The organism is Sorangium sp. So ce426 (assembly GCF_051475585.1).
GTDB classification, from domain to species: domain Bacteria; phylum Myxococcota_A; class Polyangia; order Polyangiales; family Polyangiaceae; genus Sorangium; species Sorangium cellulosum_B.
This window is the reverse complement of record NZ_CP150341.1, coordinates 11,523,253-11,545,779: the sequence shown is the minus strand read 5'-3', so window position 1 is coordinate 11,545,779 and position 22,527 is coordinate 11,523,253. Positions and strand designations below refer to the sequence as shown.

The 22,527-nt window shown below is 71.6% G+C and carries 14 protein-coding genes; 8 read left to right on the top strand and 6 right to left on the bottom strand.

Annotated features, from left to right (window positions below; all coding sequences use genetic code 11):
• Positions 1-16 precede the first annotated feature (16 nt).
• The 3 genes from WMF44_RS43375 to WMF44_RS43365 all read left to right on the top strand — a co-directional run bounded on the left by WMF44_RS43375 (position 17) and on the right by WMF44_RS43365 (position 1,632).
• A complete protein-coding gene (locus WMF44_RS43375) occupies positions 17-451 on the top strand; it encodes a hypothetical protein (protein ID WP_437295906.1) in 435 nt (144 codons plus the stop codon).
• A gap of 285 nt (positions 452-736) precedes the next feature.
• Positions 737-1,180, top strand: a complete 444-nt coding sequence (locus WMF44_RS43370; RefSeq protein ID WP_437295905.1) for a hypothetical protein — start codon at positions 737-739, stop codon at positions 1,178-1,180.
• Positions 1,181-1,476: 296 nt separating this feature from the next.
• Entirely contained in the window at positions 1,477-1,632 is a 156-nt protein-coding gene (locus WMF44_RS43365) for a hypothetical protein (RefSeq protein ID WP_436626287.1), read from the top strand.
• 416 nt (positions 1,633-2,048) lie between these two features.
• On the opposite strand, the gene WMF44_RS43360 is transcribed toward WMF44_RS43365, so the two are convergent.
• Positions 2,049-3,971 (bottom strand): methionine--tRNA ligase, encoded by a 1,923-nt coding sequence (locus tag WMF44_RS43360; protein WP_437295904.1) that lies wholly within the window; start codon positions 3,969-3,971, stop codon positions 2,049-2,051.
• Between the two features lie 856 nt (positions 3,972-4,827).
• On the opposite strand from WMF44_RS43360, the gene WMF44_RS43355 reads away from it, so the two are divergent.
• Together WMF44_RS43355 and WMF44_RS43350 are read left to right on the top strand one after the other, a co-directional pair.
• The gene (locus WMF44_RS43355; protein WP_437295903.1) at positions 4,828-6,351 is read left to right on the top strand and encodes a serine/threonine-protein kinase; all 1,524 of its coding nucleotides are present in this window, start codon (positions 4,828-4,830) and stop codon (positions 6,349-6,351) included.
• Positions 6,352-6,646: 295 nt separating this feature from the next.
• Entirely contained in the window at positions 6,647-7,933 is a 1,287-nt protein-coding gene (locus WMF44_RS43350; RefSeq protein ID WP_437295902.1) for an Hsp70 family protein, read from the top strand.
• A gap of 1,179 nt (positions 7,934-9,112) precedes the next feature.
• On the opposite strand, the gene WMF44_RS43345 is transcribed toward WMF44_RS43350, so the two are convergent.
• A complete protein-coding gene (locus WMF44_RS43345) occupies positions 9,113-10,408 on the bottom strand; it encodes a metallophosphoesterase (RefSeq protein ID WP_437295901.1) in 1,296 nt (431 codons plus the stop codon).
• 812 nt (positions 10,409-11,220) lie between these two features.
• Between WMF44_RS43345 and WMF44_RS43340 the strand changes: the two genes are divergently transcribed.
• Positions 11,221-12,630: a glycoside hydrolase family 6 protein gene (locus WMF44_RS43340; RefSeq protein WP_437295900.1), complete on the top strand. Its 1,410-nt coding sequence runs from the start codon at positions 11,221-11,223 to the stop codon at positions 12,628-12,630.
• A gap of 298 nt (positions 12,631-12,928) precedes the next feature.
• A complete protein-coding gene (locus tag WMF44_RS43335) occupies positions 12,929-13,858 on the top strand; it encodes a LysR family transcriptional regulator (RefSeq protein ID WP_437295899.1) in 930 nt (309 codons plus the stop codon).
• A 100-nt stretch (positions 13,859-13,958) separates the two neighbouring features.
• Here WMF44_RS43335 and WMF44_RS43330 read toward each other — a convergent pair whose 3' ends face one another.
• Together WMF44_RS43330 and WMF44_RS43325 are read right to left on the bottom strand one after the other, a co-directional pair.
• Complete coding sequence (locus WMF44_RS43330; RefSeq protein ID WP_437295898.1) at positions 13,959-15,038, bottom strand: hypothetical protein; 1,080 nt, start codon at positions 15,036-15,038, stop codon at positions 13,959-13,961.
• A 96-nt stretch (positions 15,039-15,134) separates the two neighbouring features.
• Positions 15,135-15,818 carry a DsbA family protein gene (locus WMF44_RS43325; RefSeq protein ID WP_437295897.1) on the bottom strand — a complete coding sequence of 228 codons (684 nt, stop codon included), beginning with the start codon at positions 15,816-15,818 and terminating at the stop codon, positions 15,135-15,137.
• Between the two features lie 374 nt (positions 15,819-16,192).
• Between WMF44_RS43325 and WMF44_RS43320 the strand changes: the two genes are divergently transcribed.
• A complete protein-coding gene (locus WMF44_RS43320) occupies positions 16,193-19,066 on the top strand; it encodes an Eco57I restriction-modification methylase domain-containing protein (RefSeq protein WP_437295896.1) in 2,874 nt (957 codons plus the stop codon).
• Between the two features lie 54 nt (positions 19,067-19,120).
• On the opposite strand, the gene WMF44_RS43315 is transcribed toward WMF44_RS43320, so the two are convergent.
• Positions 19,121-19,591, bottom strand: coding sequence for a response regulator (locus WMF44_RS43315; protein WP_437295895.1), 471 nt, complete (start codon positions 19,589-19,591; stop codon positions 19,121-19,123).
• Between the two features lie 468 nt (positions 19,592-20,059).
• A complete protein-coding gene (locus WMF44_RS43310) occupies positions 20,060-22,381 on the bottom strand; it encodes an SdrD B-like domain-containing protein (protein WP_437295894.1) in 2,322 nt (773 codons plus the stop codon).
• Positions 22,382-22,527: the final 146 nt, after the last annotated feature.

The following is a 22,527-nucleotide window of genomic DNA, read 5'->3' as shown; positions in this document are numbered from 1 at the left end:
CGATAGATGTCCTCGAGTGCCCAGCTTGCAAGGGGCGGATGAAGCTCGTCGCCATGGTCAGGCGGGCGCCGACTTCTTCCGCGACGTGTTCGCCCGGCCGCACACTGTCAGCCCCGACCGCTTGGAGCAGGCGAACGTCCCGGTCGCCATCGACGAGGTGGAGTCCCTCAAGCGGTTCACCGATCTGGCGGGACGGGAGGTGGAACTCCACGTGATCGAGACCGAGCACGCGCAGGGGATGGTGGTCGTGTACCTGCCCGCGGAGAAGCTCCTCTTCAACGCCGACCTCTTCAGCCCTGGGGGCCCGATCAACGAGAAGTCGGCCGGCGAGCTCTACGACGCGATCACCCGCCTGAAGCTGGACGTCGAGCGGATCGTCGGGGCGCACGGCGCCGGCGCCGCGGGCCCGGTCGCGACCCTGGCAGCGCTGAAGGAAGCGGCGAAGCGCTGAGACGACGAGGCCGAGCACGAACGAGCCGGCCTCGGGCGGCCGCCGATGCGAGCGCCAGCGCGGCAGACGCGTGGGCCGGGCAGCGCCGCGGCTCACGCGTTCGGCTCCTCCTGTCCGCCCCGTGGGCCCGCGGATCACGGCCGGAAGACCCGACAGCGATCACCGCACGATTTCAGCGAGTTGTGCCAGAGCGTGACAGCCATGCCACACGCAAGAGCTGGAGTGCCCGGGCTTTTTTTCGGCGGCCCTCATCTTGCAATGCCGTTGCGCAGAGAAGGGTGAATTATGAAACTCTCAGCAAGGCTCTTGGCCGGTGTGGTCCTGTCAGCGCAGATGTTCTCCTGTACCGTGGATGGGGACGGTGGCGAATGCGTCAGCCCCACGCAGAACCTCGACACGGCGTATGCGCCAGGCGCGGTCGGCTGCGCCTGCACCGACGCGGACGAGGACGTGTGCGTCGATGACAGCACCGGGCGCGGGGTCGCCCTCGTCTGCAACGACGGGCGCTGGGACGCCGTCGAGGATGGCCCGTGCGCGCCTCTCCCTCCCGTGTGCTTCAGCCCCACGCAGAACCTCGAGAGGGCGTACGATCTCGGCGCGGTCGGCTGTGCCTGCGCCGACACGGACGAGGACGTCTGCGTCAAGGATAGTCACGGAAGAGCTGTCGCCCTCGTCTGCGAGGGCGGAGCCTGGCTCGCCGTCCTGGATGGCCCGTGCGGCGGCCGCTGAGGGACTGCTCGATACCAGCGCAGGGCGCGCTCTCGCCGATCGCCGCGTCGCCCCCTGGACGCGCCCCGCGCGCGTCCGCTGGAGGCCGCCGCGGGGGATTGCCCCTTATATACGCCCTGTACGTACTCGGTGAGCATCTTGATCTCGGCCTCTTGCTCGCGGCTCGCCCAGTGCACGAGATCGCCGATCGAGATCATGCCGACCACCCGCCCGCCCTGATGTGCGCGAGGCACGTGGGCGCGTTGCTCGTGAGCATCGACTCGTCCCCGAGCGGCATCCTCAGCGAACGGGACGTGATGAAGCTCGTCGCCATGGTGACCGAGCCAAGGAACATCGCCCGCTTCCTCTCCGCGCTCGGCGAACCGACCGATGTTCCAGCACGCTCTCCCAGCGCCGACGCGGCGGCCGCCGTACTGGAAGAGCACCGTTCTGCGCCGCAAGGCGCCCGGTGACGCCGCATAGCGTCTCGCGACGCGCCTCCCGGGCCAGACCAACGCCCGGACGGACACGTGGGCCCACGGCACGCCGATGCGCCCCGTAGCGCGCTCGGCGCCGCCCGGACCACGCTCACGACGCTCGCGGTCCCACCCTTTCGGTTTGCTGCGCTACACTGCTTCGCGCTGCGATCCGGCTTCTTTTACCTACGCGCTGATCGAGCGCCGGCACCGGCGGCCCACCCTGTTCCTGCCGCCGCAGACTGTGGAGTGAACGCGGCCCCGTTGACGACGCGGCGACGGAGGGCGCCCCGTTGGGCCACATCGGAGCCGCCCTGGGCGGGGAGACAGGCGGAAACCATGAAAATCGCTACTGTTTCCGGCGACCGCTCGTCATCGACCGATGTTTCTGGCGGGATTTCTGACACGCGGAGCTATTCCTCCGGCACCGGCGGGAAGTAGACCTGCTTGGGACCGATGGCGTGCCCGGCGGGGATGGGGGTGCCGAGCTCCTCGAGGCGGAAGACCTCCGGCGGGAGCCGGAGCGACTCCCGCAGCCGATCCATCGTGGTCGGGACGAAGGGGTAGAGCATGATCATCAGGTTCTTGAGCACGTAGAACGAGGAGAAGAGGGCGTCGCGGCGGCCCTCCTCCGGGTGCCGGTCGTCGTGCGGCTTGAACTGCGCGAAGAGGCTGTTGATGACGCGCGCGTAGTTCTCGATCTCGAAGAGCAGCGTCGGGTAGTCGGCGCGATCCATCGCGCGCACGTAGCGCTGGACGATGCGGAGGGTGTCCGAGGCGACCTTGTCGAGCAGCGCGCCGTGGGGCACGCGCCCGTCGAACTTCGAGTGCGCCGCGGAGATCGGCCGCTCGAACGCCGCGTTGAGCGGCCCGGCGAGGAACCGGTTGCGCTCGTCGAGCTTCTCGAAATCGAAGTTCGACGGCTTCTCCGCGAGGCCGAGCAGCGCCAGGTAATAACGGATCTGGTCCGCTGAATACCCCTTCTCGTCGAGGAGCTGATCGGCGGTGAAGAAGTTTCCGCGCGACTTGCTCATCTTGTCGCCCCCGACGAGCAGGTGGAAGCACCCGAGGACGTCGGTGAGCTGCAGCTCGCCGGGCGCCGGCATCCGGCGCGGATCGGGCTGCGTACCGAGCCACATCGCGCCCTGCATGAGCACGTAGAAGAAGACGTTATCCTGGCCGAGGAACTGGTAGATCCTGGCCTCCGGATCACACCAGAAGTCCACGTACCGGGCCGGATCGACGCCTCTTCGGGCGAGCGCGACCTGCGAGAAGGCGATGGGCGCGATCAGCGAGTCGGGCCAGACATAGAGCGTCTTGCCGCAGAGCTCCGGATCGAGATCCACCGGCAAGGAGAGCCCCCAGGCGACGTCGCGGGTGATGGCGCGATGAGCCCAGTCCTCGACGGGCTCGCTGGGGACGCCATGGCGCGAGAGGGCGGCGCGCGCCTCCTCCATCTCCGGCTTGCTGCCGAGCTGCAGCAGGACCTTGCGATCCTGCGTGAACTTCGCCTTGTGCTTCGGCAGCGACGCCTTGATCTCCTTGTAGGTCGGGGCGAGGTCGGCCTCGAAGCGGAGCGACGGCATCACGGTGTTCAGCACGTCCGCGAGCACCGCCGGGCGCCACGCGCCCTGCTTGCCCTGGATCCAGCCCCGGAGCGTCTCGGACACGGCCCACATGTCGAGCCACCAGTGCGCTGTGTCGCGCATCACCGGCGTGGCGTCGCTGAGCGCGCTGCGCGGACTGCCGAGCTGTGAGGGCGCGTGCTGGTGACCGCAGCGGTCGCACTCGTCGCTGTACGCGTCTGCGTTGTCGCACTTCGGGTTGGGGCAGCGCCCGCGCACGAAGCGGTCGGGGAGGAAGCACTGGAGCTCCGGATCGAACCACTGGCTGCTCGTGCGCTTCTCCAGGAGGCCGTTCTCGTGAAGGCGCCGGAGGAAGCCGTGCGCGAGCTCCTGCTGAATCGGGAGGCACTCCGGCCGCGAGGTCCCCGAGTAGACGTCGAGATCGATGTCATACCGCCGGAGGCTCGCGCGCTGCTTCTCGTGGATGCCGTCGATGAACTCGCGTATCGACACCCCGGCCTGCCGCGCCGCGATCTGGCTGGCGGAGCCGTGATCATCGGTGCCGCAGACGAAGAGGACGTCCTCGCGGCCGATCAAAAGGCCTAGCCACCGCGCGTGGATGTCCGCAGGGACGTGCGCCCCCGCGAGGTGCCCAAGGTGCAACATCCCGTTGGCGTAGGGCATGCCTGCGGTGACGACCGCCCGCCTGGGCCTGCGGACCTGGCGAAGGACCGAGGCGACGTCGGTCGGGGCGCCGTGATAAGATGCCATCGAAGCTCGCTATACCCCAGCGGGCCCATCAGCACAACGCTCGCGCCAGGCTTCCTTCGTCGCGTCCGTCGCGTCCGTCGCGTCCGTCACGTCCGTCGCGTCCGTCACGTCATGCGCGCGGTGAAGCCGCACCTGCAGAGGGCTCGGGCCTTGCCTGAGCTCCGAGGTGGCCTGGTCCTGAAGCATCCCCTCGAATAGTCCGGGAGAATTCACAGGGAGACGGGGAGGCGGGGAGAAGAAGAATAAAATCCCATCAATCTCCCCGTCTCCCCGCCTCCCTGTTCAATATTTCTCTAAAAAAATGCCGACGAGATGAAGGATCTGTCAGGTCCTGCTCGATACCCGTACTCCGTGCCGCGATTCCCCTCCTTGCCCGCTCGAACGGACGTCGTGAGGTTACGTGTCCACCGGTGTCCGCCATCCAGAGTGCCCCCAGGAGGACAGGAGGGAGGCCACTGAAGACTTCCACCTTCACGGCGATCAGGTTCCCTCGGATGACGCGCAGATCGCGGCGCGTGTCGTGTGCTCCTCCGGCGTTCGCTCGCTGGTCCGGGACCACCCGCCCATCGGCGCAGCCAGCGAAGGCGACAGCTCCCCACGGGTGGGCATCGACGCGACGAGGCCCGGCCAGGTGGGCCTCCAGGCCACGCCCATGTGACACCGGGACGCGCCGCCGCCAGGCCGCCGGCGGGCCTCTCCGGCGTCGCCTTGCGTCAGGCTCGGCGGGGCCGATCCGTCGCGCCCGGAACCCGCTTCTCGTCTAGACTCGCCGTCGATGGCCGACCTAGCCAGGCAAGCCGCCCCGGACCAGGCACGGCAGCAGGTACCCCCGGAGAGGCCCACCCGACGCTGTCCCGTGTGCGGCGTCCGGTACCCGCTCGACTTCCTCGTCTGCCCCATCGACGCGACGGCCCTGGAGCTCCAGGGCGTGACCGCGACCGACCCGATGGTCGGCGAGCTGCTCGCGGGCAGCTTCTGCATCACCGGCGTGATCGGCGCGGGCGGCATGGGCCGCGTCTACGTCGCCGAGCACATCCGCCTGCCGAAGCGCTTCGCCGTCAAGGTGCCGCACGAGCACTTCGCCAGCCACCGGGAGGCTATGGCGCGCTTCGAGCGCGAGGCGCAGACGATCGCGCGCGTCGGCAACGAGCACGTGATCGACGTCGTCGACGTCGTCCGCCTCAAGGACGGGCGCCCGTGCATGGTGACCGAGCTGCTCAAGGGCGAGGACCTCGGCGGCCTCCTCGACCAGGTCGGCAAGCTGCCGCTCCCCACCGCCATCACGATCTCGCGCCAGGTCTGCCGCGGCCTGGCCGCGGCCCACGCGACCGGCGTCGTCCACCGCGATCTCAAGCCGTCGAACCTGTTCCTCATGCGGCGCGAAGGGGGCAGCGTCCACGTGAAGATCCTCGATTTCGGGGTCGCCAAGGTGCTCGACGGCGCCGACCTCACGCGCACCGGCTCGGTGGTCGGCACGCCCCAGTACATGGCGCCGGAGCAGGCGCGCGGCTCGGCCGACGTCGACTCGCGCGCGGACATCTACGCGGTCGGCGCCGTGCTGTACCGCATGCTGACCGGCGAGCGGCCCTTCCCCGAGGAGGAGCCGACGCGGACCATGCTCCGCCTGCTCACCGAGGACCCCCGGCGCCCGCGCGACATCGACAAGACCATCCCCGAGGGGCTCGAGGCGCTGATCCAGCGCGCCATGGCCCGGGCGCGCGAGGACCGGCCGCCGTCCGCCCAGGAGCTCGATCGCCTGCTCGCGGACTTCGATCTGCAGGATCCGCTCGCGCCTTCCCGCGCGCTCGGCGTGGGCGTCGCGGCGACCGAGGGCGCCCCGAACGACGAGCGGGCCACGGTCGTCATCCCGAACGCCCAGGGCCAGAGCGCGGACGACGTGACGCGCAAGGCGCGGCGCGCTCGCCCCGTCGCGTCGCTGCTGTCCATCGCCGTGAGCCTCGCCGCGGGCGCGGCCGTCTTCACCAGCGCCGCGATGGTCCTCCGCAGGGTCTACGGCATCACCGAGCGGCGGGCGCTCAGCCAGAGCGAGGTCCTCCTCGCCGCGGGCGCCGCGGGAGCGCTGGCCTTCATCGCCCTCGTCGCCACCCTCCGGGTCCTCGTCGGCCGCTGGCGGAGCGCGCCGGCCATGGAGCGCCTCGGCCACGGCCTCCTGGGCGCGCTCGTGTGGCTGTTCGTCTCGTGCGGCGTCCTCGCGCTCGGCGCCGCCGCCTACAACGCGTTCGCGCTGCCGATCCCCACCCTGGGCCTCGACCCGGCCGAGTGGCTCGGCTGGATCGACGTCGGCGTGATCGCCGTGCCGACCCTGATCGCGCTCGTCGCGCTCACCGTGGCGCTGCGGCGCGTGACCCGCGTGTCGTAGAGCGGCGGTCACCCGCTTCGGATACGGGCCCATCTCGTCGTTTTCGGTGCTCAGCGCACAGGAGTGCGCTTCCGCGCCGAAAACGCCGATCTGGGCCCGTCTCCTGTGCGGGAGACCGCCGCTCTGCGTCGCGGGTACCAAAGGGGTGGCAACCGCTCCAGAAGCGGGCAGGTCGGCAAATTCTGCTCATCCCGCGAGCCCGCCAGCATTGTCGCATGCATTCGATAGCTTGTAAATAGTGGCTCTCTCGGCCAGATCCGCGTGCCCGCGAAGCACCCCACGAGGAGGCGAGCTCATGTCCGCACGATTCAGGCCCGAGGTGTATGCCGTCGATTTCGGTACCTCCAACTCGCTGCTCTCGGCGGCCAGCGCGGAGGCGACCTGCCCGCCCATCCCGCTCGACGCCGCGGCGGCCGATCCGACCGTCCTCCGGAGCCTCCTGTTCTTCGGGCAGGAGCGGTTCTCCTGCGGCGCGGCGGCGATCAGCGACTTCGTCGCGAACGGCATGCAGGGCCGCTTCATCCGCTCGATCAAGAAATACCTGCCCGATCGCAGCTTCTCCGGCACGCAGATCGGGCACCGGGTCGTGACCATCGAGGACCTGATCGGCCGCTTCCTCCGGGAGATGCGCGAGCAGGCGAACCGCCACTTCGACGCCGACGTCGCGCGCGTCGTGCTGGGCAGGCCGGCGAAGTTCTCGGCCGAGCCGGCCGACGATCGGCTCGCCGAGGAGCGCCTCGAGCGGGCGGCGCGCATCGCGGGCTTCCGCGAGGTCTCGTTCTGCCCCGAGCCGGTCGCCGCCGCGCACGACTTCCACCTGGAGCTCGACCGCGGGGCCGTCGTCCTCGTCGCCGATTTCGGCGGCGGCACGTCCGATTACACGATCGTCCGGATGCGGCCGGAGGGGTTCTCCCCGTCCGACGTGCTGTCGCTCGGCGGCGTCTCGGTCGCGGGGGACGCGCTCGACGGCAGCCTCATGCGCCACAAGATCGCCCGCCACTTCGGCGCGGAGGTCACCTACCGCGTCCCGCTCGGCTCGAACCAGCTGACCATGCCGCGATCCATCGCCGAGAAGCTCTGCTCACCGGCCGACATGACGGTGCTCCAGCACCGCGATGTCCTCGCCTTCCTCCGCGACGTGAAGGCGTGGTCCCTCGGGCCCGAGGATCGGGAGCGCATGGACCACCTGCTCTGCCTCGTGGAGGACTCGCTGGCGTTCCGGCTCTTCGAGGAGATCGAGCGCAGCAAGTGCGCGCTGTCCGGCGAGGCGGCCACGGAGTTCTGCTTCGATTACCCGTCGATGCACATCCGCGAGCGCATCGCCCGGGAGGAGTTCGAGGCCGGGAGCGAGCGGCAGATCGACGCCGTCCTCGGCGCGCTCGACCGGACGGTGGCGGACGCGGGCCTGTCGTTCGACGACGTCGACGTCGTGTGCTGCACGGGCGGGACCGCCAGGGTGCCGGCGCTCCGGCGCGGCATCGAGCGGCGCTTCGGCGAGGGCAAGGTGAGGCAGCTGCGGAGCTTCCACTCCGTCGTCCAGGGGCTGGCCGAGCGCGCGCGCAGCATCGCCGCCGCGTCCTGATGCGCGGGCGCCGGCCCCGCCGGGCGGCGCGGCGGCGTCCGCGGGCGGCGCGTCCCCGTCCGTGGGAGGCGCGGCAGCGTCCGCGGGCGGCGCGGCGCCGCCGTCGAGCCAGCGGGGATCACCCTCGACGACCCACGGGTACGCCTCGTGGAGCGCGCGTTCCATCAGGCCGCCGTAGGTGTGGCCGGCGCCCACGGCGTGGACGACGCGCGCCGTGACGCCGCCGCGCTCGAGCACCTCCCGCGTCTTGCGCGCCTGCGCCGCGCAGTCGGCCCGCCCGCACGCGAGCAGCACCCGCGCCCCGCCGCCCCCGCGAAAGCGCCGGGCGGCGCCGGGCGTCCACTCGTCGAAGCTGCCGTATCCACCCTCGATCAGCGCCGCCCGCGCGAAGCGGGCGGGATGCCCGGGCAGGAGCAGCGCGCCCATGATCGCCCCCTGCGAGTACCCCGCATAGATCGGGTCGCGGAGATCCACCCGATCCCCGAAGCGCGCCGACAGCGCCGAGACCGCCGCGGCGACCTCGCGGCTCAGCGCGTGATGGTCCGGGTAGTAGAAGATCCGCCCGGCGTCCGGCGCCCGGACGTCGATCGGCTTGCCGCGCGGGCAGAGCACGAAGCCGGCCCCCCTCACGATCCCGCGCCAGATGTCGCAGTGCCATTCGGGCCGATCACCCGCGCCGTGCGCGACGACGAGCAGGGGCCGCGGCCCCTTGCCTCGCGGCGTCACGACCACCGCGGGGCCGAAGTCCGGGACCTCGAGCGCGATGAGCTCGGGCTCGTCCGCGGCCGGCGGAGGCTCCGGCGCAGGCGGAGGCGCGCTCTCCAACCCGCGCCCGCGCTCCTGCTCGGCGGCGGGCGGATCGCTGCGGCCGACACGGCCGAGAGGCGCGGCGAGCGGCGCTCGCGCGCACCCCTCGGCGCCGATCGCGAGCGCGATCCCGAGGAGGAGCGCCCGCCGCGGGCGCGGGGCGGTCAGCGCGTGTCGACGTGCCGCACGTGTTGCGCTCATCGCACATCGGAGGGTGGACACCCTCAGCACGGGAATCAAGAACCGGAGAACACGCCACTCCCGGAGACCCGCGAGCGCCCGGGCGATCGCGGCGGCTCTCCGCGGCTCGACGGCGGGCTCGACCGTCCGCTCGCCATGCGAGCTCGACGGGGACGGCGTCGGGTGGTGACGTCAGGCGGCGACGAGGACGATGCGGCTCACCTCGGGCGGCGCTCCGACGCGAGCGGGCGGCCCGGCGGTGCCGAAGCCGCGGTTGATGTAGAGATGCGAACCGCCACGCTGGTAGAGCCCGGCGACGTAGCCGTGGGGGAGCAGCAGATCGGCGGGCCGCACGAGGAGGTTGATCTGGCCTCCGTGGGTGTGGCCGCTGAGCTGCAAGGCCACCTCTCCGGCCGCGTCCGGGAAGAACACGGGGTTGTGGCAGAGCAGCACGCGCGGCAGATCGCGGGGCACGTCCGCGATCGCCCGGCCGAGGTCCGGACCGCCGCCGGGGACCCGCCCTCGCGCCCACACGTCGTCGACGCCGAGCAGCGCGAAGGCGCCGCCGGGCCCACCCACGACGCACCCGCGGTTGCTCAGCACCCGGGCGCCGCCGCGCTCCAGCGCGCCCAGCGCCGCGTCGATGCCGGCGAAGTGGTCGTGGTTGCCCGGGATCGCCGCGACGCCATGCCGGGCGAGCGGGCCGAGCCTCCGCGTGAGGCGCCCGAGGTGATCGGCGTACCTCGGATCGAAATCGACGAGATCACCCGTCATCACGACGAGATCGCCGCGGGCCTCGCGCACGAGATCCTCGGCGGCGCGCATCTCCGGCTCGCCGACGAACAGCCCGAGGTGGATGTCGGACAGCTGCACGATGGTGAACCCGTCCAGGCTCCGCGGCAGGCCCGGTATCGGGATGGCGACCTCTTCGATGGTGTAGTCGTGTCGCCCGAGCAGCGCGCCATACACGGCGCTGCCCCCGCCGATGAGGAAGGCGGAGCCAGCGGCCCCGGTCGCGAGGAAGTCGCGGCGGGCGATCGCCGGCCGCTCGACCGGCGGCGGGAGCGGCAGGGCCGCGGGGCCGCCGTCCTCCTGCGCCCCTCGCTCCGCGGGGTGGGGCGCCGTGTCGGCGGCGCGGGCGTCCCCGCCGTCCGCGAGCGCGGCCGCCGTCGCGCGCCCGAGCGCGGCGCGCACGAGCCGCGCGATCAGCCGACCGAGGTCGACGACGGCGAGCAGGACCGCGGAGATCAAGACGCCCAGCGAGAGCGTGCTCCCGCCGAGCCCCATCCCGCGGAGCACGCCGTCGGGCAGCGCGCCGCGCCCGAACCGCGCGGAGACCATGGCGATGATGCCGGCGGCCAGCAGGCACGCCAGCGCGCGCCGGGCGCGCACACCGAGGCCGAGCAGCGTGGAGGCGCGCCGGTGCACGTACAGGCCCAGGACGCCGAGGACGAGGGCGAGGATCAGCGAGAAGACCGCGAAGCGCATGGGCAGCTCTGCACGAAGGGGGACGGAAGCCTAACCGATCGGCGACGGTCGGCCAGAAAGCCCTCCGTGACGGCCCGATGGCGGCAACGCGCCGCGACGGCGCCCCGCGACACGCGCCCGACGCGGCTCGGGATCTCGCCCGCTGTCACGCCATGCATCTCGGCCGGGGGAAGGTCCGGGCGCGCGAGGCCGGCGAGCGGCGCACTCCGCACCTCGACATCGGACGCGCCATGGCGCTGTGCGTCGCCCCCTCGCATGACGCCAGGCGCGGAGCTCCGAGCAGAAGCCCCGGTGTGTGTCATCGCTCGGAGAGGCGGAGTTTGTCGCCACTGACAAGCTTGGAAATAGAACTGAAACCCTTCTATTCGTCTGCCGTGTCACATCCGGACCCAGCCGTGCTTCAACCCAAGCTGTGGAGTCGTGGTGATTGCGCGTTGCGTTGAATGGACGGCGTACGCCCCCGTAACCCGTGGCCGGTGCGTTCTCCCCTTGCAGAACCGCCGCCCCCCCGCGCGCGGGGGCGGCAAAGGGAAGGGCAAGGGAAGGGCAGGGGATGGGCACGGCAAGGGCAGCAAAACGCACGCGTGACGCGCGTCGATGAGGTGTCGGACGTTCTAGCTGATGTGAAAAAATACCTGTACGACGTACTACGATGTAGCCGCTCTGGCGTGGGATAGCCGTCGTTTGTCCTTGCTCCAGAGGGGCCTTCGGTCTAAATTCGGCCCGCTATTTGACGCGTTGAATTGGCCTGGTTTCTTCATTGAAGTAATGAAAGGCTTAATATGCTGAGAAGGAATGCGCATCAGCTGGGGTTGGCAACGTCGGTTGCGGTCATCCTCGCGCTCGCGGCGTGCGGGGACGGCGGGGGTGGTGACAACACGACGGCGGGGGGCACGGGCGGCAACACCAGCGGCAGCGGCGTCGGCGCGGGCAACCCGACGAGCAGCGGCAACGTCGACCCGACGACGAGCAGCGGCAACGTCGACCCGACGACGAGCAGCGGCAACGTCGACCCGACGACGACGAGCACCGGCAACGTCGACCCGACGACGACGAGCACCGGCACCGTCGATCCGACGACCAGCGCGGCTTCGGGCGGCGGCAACTGCTCCCCCGCGGTCGACATCGCGGCGCCCAGCGGCAACCCGTTCGCGGGCGGGCACCTGTTCGTGGACCCCGGTTACGTCAAGAAGGTCGACTCGTCGATCGCGCAGGTGACCGATACGGCCCTGAAGGCGAAGATGGAGAAGGTCAAGCAGATCCAGACGGCGTTCTGGCTCGACCGGATCGAGGCGATCAAGGAGCTCCCGGCCTACCTCGACGCGGCGCTCAAGCTCCAGAACGAGCTCTGCGAGCCGGTCACTGCGCTCATCGTCATCTACGACCTTCCGAACCGCGATTGCTTCGCCGAGGCGTCGAACGGCGAGCTCCACCTCGATCAAAACGGCACCCAGCGGTACCGGGAAGAGTACATCGCCCCGATCAAGCAGATCCTCGCCGCTCACTCGGGTCAGCGCATCGCCGCGGTCATCGAGCCCGACTCGCTCCCCAACATCGCGACGAACCTGGGCGGGAAGCGATGCGACGAGACGACGGCGCAGTCCTACCGGGACAACGTCGCGCACACGCTCAAGGAGCTCAACATGCCGCACGTGTACCAGTACATCGACGCGGCGCACTCGGGCTGGCTCGGGTGGCCTGACAACCAGAAGAAGGGCGCCCAGATCTTCGCCGAGGTCATCAAGGCCGCCGGCAGCCCGGCCAACGTCCGCGGCTTCGCGACCAACGTGGCGAACTACACGCAGCTCAGCTACAGCTCGGAGAGCTACGATCAGCAGGACAATCCCTGCTTCGGCGAGTTCGACTACGTCGATGCCATGGCCTCGGCGCTCGCGGCCGAGGGCCTCGGCGACAAGCACTTCATCATCGACACGAGCCGCAACGGCGTCGGCAACATCCGGGAGGACTGGGGCTACTGGTGCAACAACATCGGCGCCGGTATGGGCGAGCGGCCCAGGGCCAACCCGGGCGGCGCGACGAACCTCGACGCCTTCGTGTGGGTCAAGCCGCCGGGTGACTCCGACGGCGTGGGCCAGGAGGGCCAGCCGCGCTACGACCTGTTCTGCGGCAAGGAGAACGCGGACACGCGCGCACCGCAGGCGGGGCAGTGGTTCCACGACTACTTCGTGGAGTGCGTGAAGAACGCCAAGCCGGCGCTTTGACGGGCGGGTCGGCCTGCTTCAAGCTGTGACGAGCGCGCTCGGCTGAGCGCGCGGCCGGCGGCCGGGGCAGGCGAGGAGCGTGAGAAAAAGGGGTCTACCTTCCCGCGGACGACGCGGGCCCGCTGGAGGGTAGACCCCTTGGGAAAACGCTCCTCGCCTGCCCCGGCCGCCGCGCCGCTTTCAGGGACATCACCAGCGCAGAGGGCCCGCGATCTCTGGCGCGCACGCGCGCATGCACGCGCGCACGCACCCCTACGACCGAACCACGCTGCGCCGCGCCGTGGCATGGTGAAGCGCGGTGCACGACTCCATCACGCTCGAACAGCTGCGCACGTTCATCGCGGTCGCCGACGAGGGCAGCTTCTCGGCCGCGGCAAGGAAGCTCCGGCGCGTCCAGTCGGCCGTGAGCCACGCGATGGCCAACCTGGAGAGCCAGCTCGGGATCGCCCTCTGGGACCGGTCGACGAGGATCCCGGCGCTCACCGAGCACGGCCGCGTCCTGCTCGGCGCCGCGCGGCGGGTGTGCGCCGACGCGGACGCCCTCAGCAGCGCGGCGCAGCGGCTCGCCGGCGGCCTCGACCCGCTCGTCTCGCTGTGCGTCGACGCCATCTTTCCGCTGTCCGCGCTCGTCGATCTCTGCGTCGAGTTCGCGCGCGCCTACCCCACCGTGGAGCTCGTCGTCCACACCGAGACCATGGCCGCCGTCGCCGATCGCGTCCTCGACGGGACATGCCAGCTCGGGGTCGTGGGGCCGGCGGCGACGGCCCAGGGGCTCGAGCGCCAGCACCTCACGTCGGTGCGCATGGTCGCGGTCGTCGGCGAGGCACACCCGCTCGCCGCCGCGGCGCCGCGCGGCGCGCGTGTCGCGACCGAGCAGCTGCGGGAGCACGTGCAGATCGTGCTGAGCGAGCGCGGCGGAGCGCGCTCGCCGGAGCAGGCCGTCCTGTCCCCCCGCACCTGGCGCGTCGTGGATCTCCAGACCAAGCGAGAGCTCCTGTGCGCGGGGCTCGGCTGGGGGAACCTGCCAGAGCACATGATCCGCGACGACCTCAACGCCGGGCGCCTGGTGCGGATCCGGCCGGCGGCGTGGGGGGACGACGAGCACGTCCTGCCGCTCGCCGTGGTCCACAGGCCGGGCCTCGTGCAGGGGCCCGCGGGGCAGTGGGTGCTGAAGCGCCTCGTCGAGCTCTGCCGCCAGCACGTGGGGGGCCCGGAAGCGCCGCGGTGACCTGACGTCGAGCGGGGTCGAGCAGGGAGGAGCGGCGAGCGCGCGCCCATCGCCCATGCACGCTCGCGCTCGCGCCGGGCTCCCGGAGCCGGCGCGGGTGTCAGAGCGAGAGCCGCGACAGCAGATCGTTCACGCGGAGCGCGGCCGCGACGCTCCCGGCGTCGTGCGCGAAGTCCATGGCCGCGAACAGGTGGGTCTGCTCGAGGTCGAGCCGCTCCGGAGAGCGCTCGAGGAGCGCCATGTAGTGCTCGAAGAAGCGGCGCTGATCCATCTGCGTGCGCTTCAGAACGGCGTGGCGCACCGTCGCGTGCAGCGCGAAGCGGCCCGCGAACGGCTCCTGCACAAGCCGGAAGCGGCGCAGCGAGGCCAGCGCGTCGCCGGCGCGCCGCCCGGCCCGCGCGAGCTCGGCGAGGGAGCCCTCGTCGATGTGGTCGCCGTTCGAGTGCGCCAGCACCGCGAGCATCCGCCGCGCCGGCGGCGAGAGCCCGCGGAAAGCCCACGCGACGAGCAGGCCGACCTCGGGGAGGTCGTCCTCGTGATCGATGACCCGCACGCGGTCGACGCCGCCCGCCACGAGCCACCGGTGGAGCTCGGCGACGTCGGCCGCGCCGCTGCCGACGATCGCGTCGGCGAGCTCCAGGGAGACCGGGTTCCAGCGGAGCAGGCGGGTCAGCGAGGCGACCGCGGGGAAGGGGCTCCGCCCCGAGGTCACGAGCGGCGCGATGACCGGAAAGATGGAGACGCCGGCGACGAGGCAGCGCCGCGCCGTGATGACCCAGGTCACCGCCTCGTCGCGGAGATCGTCGAGCAGCTCGGCGACGGCGCGGTCGTGCTCGTGGTTGTCGAGCACGATCAGCATCTCCCCGAGCGCCCGCAGGCGGCTCCGCAGCGCGGGCAGCGACGGCGACGGCCCTGCCCCGAAGCGGAGCGAGAGCATGCCGCGCAGCGTGCGCGCGTCCCACGCGCCGACCCGGAACCAGTGGATCCCGCCGGGGAGCTCGCGCGCGAGCTTGTGCCCGAGCGCGCACGCGAGCGTCGACTTGCCGCTGCCGCCGGTGCCGACGAGCGCGACGCGGGTCGGGCGCGACGCGCGGACCGTCGCCAGGAGCGTCGCGAGCTCGCGGCGACGGCCGCGCAGCGAGGGGGGGCGGGGAGGGAACACGAGCGGCGATGCGGTCATCCCCGCGCGAGCGTACCAAAAAGCGCGCGAGGCGCTCGGCGCGGCGGTCGCGGCGGTGCGCCTGCGGCATCGCGGCGTCGCGGCGGTCGCGGCGGTTCACCCGGGCGGCTGCGGATCGAGCATGATCTGCTCTATCGCGCGGGAGATCGGCTCCGGCGACATCGAGGTGAGGCGGAGCCGGAGGGGCTCCTGCCCCTCCCGGATCAGGAACAGCGCCGGCACGCCCCGGACCTGGAGAGCCGCCGCCTCGGCCCGCGCGGCCTCGAGCTGCTGCAGGACCTCCGGGCTGTCGCGCTGCGCCATCGCCTGCTCCGCGTCCACGCCCGGCACCTCGGAGGCGACGCGCAACAGCAGCTCGTCCGTGATCACCGGGCGCTCGCGCGCCTGGAGCCGGAAGAAGCGGTCGACGAAATCAAAGAGCCGATCCTGCATCCCGACCGCGGCGGCCATGCGCGCGGCCTGCACGGAGCTCGGACCGAGGAACGCGAGATTCCGGAATACGAGCTTCACCTGCTTCGTCCTCACATGGCGTTCGAGGATCACCGGCAAGATCTCGAGCCCGTAATCCCGGCAATGCGAGCAACGCAGATCCGAGAACTCGACAAGCGTGATCGGCGCGCTCGGCTCCCCGAGGACGATGCCGTCCTGGGGAATGCCGGAATAGAGGTCAATCCCGCCGGTGATCGCGCCGGTGGGCTCCTGCACCGGCGTCTCGCCGGCGTCGTGGCACGCCGAGATCCCGAGCAGGAGCGCGGCGAGCAGGGCGCCGCGCCGCGCCACCGAGCCAGAGCGTGAATTGCGTGAATGAGCGAGTGCGTATCGTTCGAACAGCTCAGGATTCATTCTCGAGCGTGCGGCACGAACCGTACCTCGATGGGGCGTGGGAGAGATGCTTTCACGAGGATCTCGGTAAACGGTGCTGGGGGAGGAGCTCCAGGCGAGGAAGGACTCCTCTCCACGGCGCCGCGCGGCGCGAGGAGCGACACCGGCGAGCGCCGAGACCGCCGGAGGGGTCAGGACATGGAGGTCTTCTCTCGGCGTTCCTCCCGCCGCGGAGGTTCGCGCGGCGGCGCGCCCGGCGCGGGCCGGCGCGACGCCGCGCCGGGGCGCTTGCATGCACCCGGTCCCATCCGCAATGCTGTTGCGGAACCTGCGTGTCCTCGGAATGCCCTCAGCTCAGCGCCGCCCTGGGCCGTGACCGTGAACGGGGCGGCGCCTTCGCCCCGCGCGGCGCCGCGAAGCGAGCGGGCGCGCCCCTCGATGGATCCGCGCCGCCCGCCGACGGCGTGGCGCGGCAGCTCCGCGAGCAGGCGCAGGGCGCGCTCGGCGAGGTCCTCCGCGGCTTCCAGGCGGCGGATCCGCAGGGCGGCGACGTCGCGTGCGCCGGCTCCGCCGAAGGGCGGCGGCGCCTCCGCGCCGGCCTCGTGTCCGCGTTGATGCGGCTCATCTTCCTCCTCTACGCCGAGGCGCGCGGCCTGCTCGCGGGCGTGGAAGGCGGCGGCGCGCCGCTCGCACGGCTCTTCGAGGATCTCCAGGAAGAACGGCGACGGCAGGGAGACGACCTCGAGCGCCGTCACGGCGCGTGGGCGAGGATCGCGGCGCTCTTCCGCGCGCTCCGCGATCGCGGCCCCGGGGGCGCGCGCGGCGGCCTCTGCGATCCGGACGCCCATCCCTTCCTGGAGGGGAGACCGTGGCTCAGCGACGGCGCGCTCCACCGGGTGCTCTCGGCGCTCCTCGTGCACGACGGCGTGCCGTTGCGCTACGGCGAGCTCGAGGTCGAGCACCTCGGCACGCTTTACGAGGGCCTCCTCGCGTTCGACCTCGAGGTCGCCGAGGGCGAGTCGATGGCGCTCTTGCCGTCGCACGTCGTCGTGGATCTCGAGGCGCTCCTCGCCCTCCCCGGCCGTGACCGGCTCGCGCGGCTCGAGGCGGCGGCGGACCTGAAGCTCGGCGCGCGGCCTGCCGCGCGCGTCGCCGCGGCCGGCAGCCTGGACGAGCTGTCGCAGGCGCTCGCGCGCCGCGCGTCCCCGCGGCAGCCAGACCGGATCGCGCGGGGCGCGCTCTACCTCCAGCCCGGGCAGCTCCGGCGGCGCGCGGGCTCGTACTACACGCCGCGGGAGATCACGTCGCATGTCGTCGAGCGCACGCTGTCGCCGCTGCTCGGTAGGGACGGCCGGCCGGCGGCGCCCGCGGATGTCCTCGCGCTCGCCGTGTGTGATCCCGCGATGGGGTCCGGCGCGTTCCTGGTGGAGGCGTGCCGCCAGCTCGCCGCGCGCCTCGTCGACGCATGGCAGAGCGCCGGCGCGGCGCCGCCCCTCGCCCCCGGCGAGCCGCCGCTCCCTCGCGCCATGGCGCTCGTGGCGGAGCGCTGTCTGCACGGCGTCGACCTCGACCCGCTCGCGGTCGACCTCGCCAGGCTATCGCTTTGGCTCGTCGTGCAGGACGCGCGCCTCCCGCTGAGCTTCCTCGACGGCAAGCTCCGCTGCGGCGATAGCCTCATCGGCGCCGAGCGCGCGGAGATCGGCGGCTTCCCGTCCGCCGCGAGGCTGCCCGGAGGCCCCGGGGAGCGGCAAACGCGGCGGGCCCTGCTGCGGCAGGCTCCTGCGCTCCCGCGGCCCGAGGGCGCGCCGCCGGAGGGCGCGCCGCCGGAGGGTGCGCCGCCGGAGGGCGCCGCCGGAGCGCCCCGCGCCGGGCCCGAGGGCGCCGAGGGAGCGGATCAGGCGGCGCTCGACGCCTGGATGGCCCTGTGGTTCTGGCCGCCGGCGGGTGAGCTCGCGGCCCTGGCGCCGGCGCCAGCCACGTTCGCGCGCTACATGGCCGCCGCGCGCGAGCCGGCCGATCCGCGGGCGGCGCTGTCGCGGCGTATCGCCGAGGAGCGCCGGTTCCTGCACTGGGAGCTCGCGTTCCCCGGCGTCTTCGATCGCCCCGAGCCGGGCTTCGACGCCGTGATCGGCAATCCGCCCTGGGTCGCGTACGTCGGCCGCGCGGCGCAGCCGATCGCGCCCGAGGTCTTTCGCCTCCACCTCCGGAGGAACCCGGCGTTCCACGGCTACCGATCGCTGCACGGCCTGTTCGTGCACAGGGCCGCGTCGCTGCTGCGGCCGGGCGGGCGGCTCGGCCTCGTCATCCCGACGTCGGTGTCGGATCTCGATGGATACGGCCCGACGCGGCGCGCGCACGACGCGCTCTGCGCCGTGGACTCCGATCTTCCGAGCTTCGGCAGCGACGCCTTCGACGGCGTGTTCCAGCCGTGCATGGGCCTCCTCTCGACCCGCCTCGCCCTGGCCGCCCCGCGGGCGGCGGAGGCCGCCTCGTGGCCGCTCGCGCGTTCGGATCTCGACGTCGTGTCCCGCCGGCTCCTCGAGCGGCTCGGCGCGCTGCCCCCGCTGCCGGCGGCCCTGTTCGGCGAGCGCGGGTTTCAGACGACGGCCGAGGACGCCGAGCGCATCCGGCGCGCGGACGCCCCGGAGCCGCCGTTCACCTGCCCCATCCGGGAGGGCACCGACGTGGGCGAGCTGATCGCGCGCGCGCCGCGCCACCACGTCGATCGGGCCGGCGTGAAGGGCCGCTTCCGGAAGGACGAGGACTGGAAGGCGGTGCGGCTGCTCATCCGCCAGACCGCCCGCTATCCGATCGCCGCGCTGAGCGACGGCCTCCCGTTCCGCAACTCGATCCTGGCCGGCTTCTCCGACGCCACCTGGAGCGAGTTCGCGCTGCTCTGTTACCTCAACTCCTCTCCCGTCCGCTGGTGGCATTACACGCGTCACCGGGACGCGCGCGAGGGCATGCCGCAGGTGAAGATTGCGCACCTGCGTGCGATCCCTGCGCCTCCGCCGGCGGGAGCCGGCCTGATCGCGGCGCTCGACGCGCTCGGACGGGAGCTCGGCCCGGCGAACGCGGGCCTGCCGGCCGACGCCCGGCGCCACCTGGACGGGATGGTGGCCGACATGCTGGAGATGACCGAGGAGGAGCGGGGCTGTGTCGCGCGCTGGGCGGCGGCGACCCCCCTCCCGCGGCCGGACGGCTGAGCGGCGGCCGAGGCACCCGGAGGAGCGCTCCTCGTCAGTCCTCGTTGGTCTTCTTCAGTAACCGCCGTCGAAGCCGGGCGCGTCCTTCAGGTTGAACAGCACGCTGCGGAGATCGTCCAGATCGAACGGCTTCTCGAAGACGGCCGAGGCGCCCAGGCTGCGTGCGGTCGCGTGGAGGTGCGGGTGGCCGAACGCCGTGATCAGGATGACCGGCGGCCGCCGCCTCACCTCGGCGAGGCCCTCCAGGATCTCCATGCCTGAGAAGCAGGGCATCTGGATATCGCTGACGATCGCGTCGATCGGCTTCGGCGGCTCGTTCCCACCGAGGCAGGGCGCCACCTTGTCGAGCAGCTCGAGGCCGTTTCGCGCCTCGGACACCTCGAACCCGTCGCTGCGGAGCGCCATGGCGATCGTGGACCGGAAATCCTCGTCGTCTTCAGCCAGGACGATATGCTGACCTTTGCCGAACAAGCCGCAAGGCGGGACCAAGGGCTTATCGCCAATCCAGCTTTCCGTCAGGTTCATGGCAACTTCTCCTTCTTCTGGCCCGCCAACGCTGCGTCGTTGGACCGCCTACCGCGGTCCTCGGAGCTCAGCCCCGCAGGATTTGCAGCGCCCGTGCCATGCTGTCCTGTCTTGCGGTGGAGCGGTCTCGACGGGCTCGACCCCGCTCCTTGGCGGGGCGCTGTTCGAGGCGTAGGCGGCGCCTGCAGGGGCCCCCTTCGGGGCGGCAGGGGCAATTTGTCGCGCGAGGGGCAGAACACGCCCATGCGGGGGTGTGGAGGTGTTCGCGGGCGTCGAGGGACGTTCCGTCCCGAGTACGAGGCGGCCCGCCTGCCAGGGGTGAGGAGAGCGATGGCGGAGGGAAGGGAGGGGGAGGCGGGGAGGGGGAGGCGGGGAGGGGGAGGCGGGGAGAGGCTGGGCCAGCCACGGCGGCTCTCCAGGCTGGTCGCCTGGAGCGGGCGCTGGCCCGGGGGCGCTCGCGTCTACGTCTCAGCGGCCGCAGCCGCGGTGATGGTCGCGATCGTTGCGGTTGTCCTCGCAGTCAAGGTCGTCGCGGTGGGGGGCGCAGAGATAGCCGTTGTTGTACTTGTCGAGCATCTCGGACAGGGGCTTGCCGGTCACCCACGGCGCGTTCCTGCTGCAGTTGTCCTTCACGTTGCTGCCGAGCTTGTGCTTCTTGAGCCAGGCGTCGGCCTTGGCGATGGTGTCCTCGATGCAGCTCGACCGGTTGCCGATACCGACGTTGAGCTTGGCGACGATGAGGTGCTTCGCGATGATGTAAGTGACGTCACCCTTGGTGGGACGGCTGATGATGTCGAGGAGCTGGGACTTCGTATAGGTCTTGCCGCCGATGGTCAGCTTCGTGATCTTCCAGGCGCTCGCGTGGTTCTTCCAGTAGCCGGGGGAGCCGGTGCCGGGGGAGGAGCACTTGCAGACGCCGCAGTCGGCCGCGCAGCTCGAGCAGTTCTCGACGCCCGCCTTGCAGACCCCGTCGCCGCAGACCGGCGGGCAGGCGCCGCAGTCGGCCGCGCAGCTCGAGCAGGTCTCACCGGCCTCGCAGACGCCGCTGCCGCAGACCGGCGGGCAGACGCCGACGTCGCTCGGGCACTCGAGGCAGTTCTCGCCGGCCTCGATGACGCCGTTGCCGCAGACCGCGGGGCAAGCGCCGCAGTCGCCGGTGCAGTTCGAGCAGTCCTCGCCGTTCTCGCAGACGTTGTTGCCGCAGACCGCGGGGCAGGCGCCGCAGTCGTCCGAGCAGGTGCCGCAGTCCTCGCCGGCCTCGCAGGTGCCGTTGCCGCAGACCGGCGGGCAGGCGCCGCAGTCGTCCGCGCAGGTGCCGCAGCTCTCGCTGGCGTCGCAGGTGCCGTCGCCGCAGACCGGCGGGCAGACGTCGCAATCCGCGCTGCAGCTCCCGCAGTCCTCGCCGGCCTCGCAGGTGCCATTGCCGCAGACCGGCGGGCAGGTGCCGCAATCGACGGCGCAGCTGGAACAGCTCTCGTCACCGCCGCAGACGCCGTTGCCGCAGGAGAGCTGGTAACCGAAGTCCGCGTCGAGCAGGTCCTGCGCCCAGCCGAGCGAGACAACGCCCACGTTGTCGAGCCCGCCGTCGGGGTCGGCCGTCGGCTCCTGTCCAGCGAGCGGACCGCTCGCCATGAAGTTGTCGGGCGTGACGACCACCGAGTAGGTGCCCGCCGGGAGCGTGTCGAAGAGGTAGAAGCCGGGCTGGCCGGTGTAGGGGCTCGTGCCGGTGATCGTGAAGTCGATGAGCAGGGACCCCTGGAACAGCTCGACACGGACGCCGTTGACGCCGAGCTCGCCGGTCTCCGGCTCGTAGAGCCCGTCGGCGTCGCTGTCGAGCCACACCGTGTCGCCGATCGACGAGTACGTCACGTAGCCGAAGTCGGCGTCGGCCACGTTCTCACCCGCGTCGAGGGACACGCCGAGCGGCTCGTCGTCGCTGGTCAGGACATGGCCGAGCGGGAGCGTCGCGTCGTCGACGTCGACGACGTAACAGCCCGCCTCGAGCTCGGTGAAGCGGTAGACGCCGTTCGCGCCGGTCACGGCCGTCTGGAGCAGGGCGCCGTCGGCGACGCCGTCGCAGTTCGCGTCGCCGAAGAGGTCGACGACGACCCCGGAGATGCCGAGCTCGGAGGCGTCCTCGATGCCGTCAGCGTTCGCGTCGAACCACACCTTGTCGCCGATCGAGCCCTTCGGCGCCGTGTAACAGACCTCGAGGAGAGGTCGATAAGACTCCTCGGTGTGGGCGCTGCCCTTGTACGACGTCTTCCCGCTGGCGTCCTCCTCGAGGAGGATCCCGTGGCTCGGCGCCGTCCCGTTCACCCAGTCCTGCACGATCCCGGTGAGGTCGACCGAGCTCCACCCGGTGACGTTGGGCACGAACGAGGTGAACGCGGCGGGGTCCATGCCGCCGAAGTTGTTCCACGTGACGAGATCCTCGCTCCAGGGGGCGAGCACCTGGTGGACGTACACGGTCTGCGCGGTGCTCGTGTACGTCTGGGCGTAGAACGTGGCCGACGTGACGAGAGAGCCGGCGGGGATGGGGCTGAGATCGAAGCGGAACAGGGCGCGCTTCTCTCCGACCGAGCTGGAGTACCCGGTGTTGACCTCGAAGGGGGTCGGGACATGGTAGCTCGGGGCGAGGCTCCAGATCTCCGCGTTGTAGACGTCGCCCAGGACACCCCGCTTGATCACGGTGCAGGTGGGAGACGGAGCGGTCGTGTTGGCGAGGCTGGTGGCGGTGATGAACAGCGTGGCGAGCGCGACAGAAGATGCGAGTGCGAACTGCTTCATTGGTAGCTCCTCGAGGTCCTCACGGGTGAACCATTGCTGGAGCGTCATCCGAATAGCAGGCGCCATGACACACGGGCCAGGCGAGGTCGGTTTCGCGGGCTCCGGTCGGAATGAGCCCCGCGGGCTGATCAGGATCGGATCAAGTA

Bases quoted from the DNA above. Each gene is read 5' to 3' on its own strand.
- WMF44_RS43365 (WP_436626287.1), top strand. From the start codon at position 1,477: ATGAAGCTCGTCGCCATGGTGACCGAGCCAAGGAACATCGCCCGCTTC.
- WMF44_RS43360 (WP_437295904.1), bottom strand. From the start codon at position 3,971: ATGGCATCTTATCACGGCGCCCCGACCGACGTCGCCTCGGTCCTTCGC.
- WMF44_RS43310 (WP_437295894.1), bottom strand. From the start codon at position 22,381: ATGAAGCAGTTCGCACTCGCATCTTCTGTCGCGCTCGCCACGCTGTTC.
- WMF44_RS43345 (WP_437295901.1), bottom strand. From the start codon at position 10,408: ATGCGCTTCGCGGTCTTCTCGCTGATCCTCGCCCTCGTCCTCGGCGTC.
- WMF44_RS43350 (WP_437295902.1), top strand. From the start codon at position 6,647: ATGTCCGCACGATTCAGGCCCGAGGTGTATGCCGTCGATTTCGGTACC.
- WMF44_RS43315 (WP_437295895.1), bottom strand. From the start codon at position 19,591: ATGAACCTGACGGAAAGCTGGATTGGCGATAAGCCCTTGGTCCCGCCT.
- WMF44_RS43370 (WP_437295905.1), top strand. From the start codon at position 737: ATGAAACTCTCAGCAAGGCTCTTGGCCGGTGTGGTCCTGTCAGCGCAG.
- WMF44_RS43330 (WP_437295898.1), bottom strand. From the start codon at position 15,038: ATGACCGCATCGCCGCTCGTGTTCCCTCCCCGCCCCCCCTCGCTGCGC.